Raw genomic sequence first — 753 nt, forward strand, 5'->3', positions numbered from 1 at the left:
TCCTTGGCTTGCGCCTTGGCCTGCTGGTGGTCGGGCTTCATCTGCTTGAAGACGTCGGCGTGTGCGGCCTTGGCGACCCGCCTGCCGTAATCCTCGATGTTGAAGCGATCGGCCAGAGTGGGCTCGATGGCCTTGGGCTCCTTGATCGGTTTGTCGATCGGGCGGGCCATCTGCTTTCGCCAGGCGGCGATGGTCTGATGCTTGGCCGGGCTGCCTTTGATCCCGCGCCGAAGCTCAAAGCGCTTCATGGCTGCGGCGTATTCGTCCTGCAGGACGCTCAGCTCGCTGCAATGGCCTCCGAGTTTGAGCGCTGAATCCGAGAGGGTCCAGCCGTTGCCCCTGTCGCTGCGCACCTCGCCCTTGCGATTGGCGTCAACTTTGAGCGGCAAGACAAAGGCTTGAATGTGTGGGGTCTGCTCGTCGAGGTGAAGCTCGGCATATGCCACGCGGTCGGCGCCGAAGCGCTCGATCAGCCAATCGACGTTGGCCTTGGCCCACTCGTTGCGCTGCTTTTTGGTCTTCCCAGCAAACCACTCGGGCGAGGCCGTGAGGACAAATTCGCGGGCCAGCGTGTGGGTCGTCCCCTGTTTGAGCTTGGGGAGCCACATGCCGTCGACAAGCTTCTTGAAGTCCTTCTGCCAACCGGCGTCGCCGCAAAGCGTGATGTTGGCCTCGGTGGCGTTGGGGTTCAAATGCTCGCGAGCGCTGGCGGTCGTCCGGGCCACATGGCCGACGCGCTTGCTAAGCGTCGTC

General features: G+C 63.2%; 1 protein-coding gene. It reads right to left on the reverse strand.

The window, feature by feature from the left end; all coding sequences use genetic code 11:
* The coding region (gene mobV / locus ACNKXS_RS15110) for a MobV family relaxase (protein WP_417921605.1) at positions 1-753 on the reverse strand (753 nt) is incomplete at both ends.

The sequence above is a fragment of the Christiangramia marina genome (assembly GCF_048285865.1).
Lineage (GTDB): Bacteria > Bacteroidota > Bacteroidia > Flavobacteriales > Flavobacteriaceae > Christiangramia > Christiangramia marina.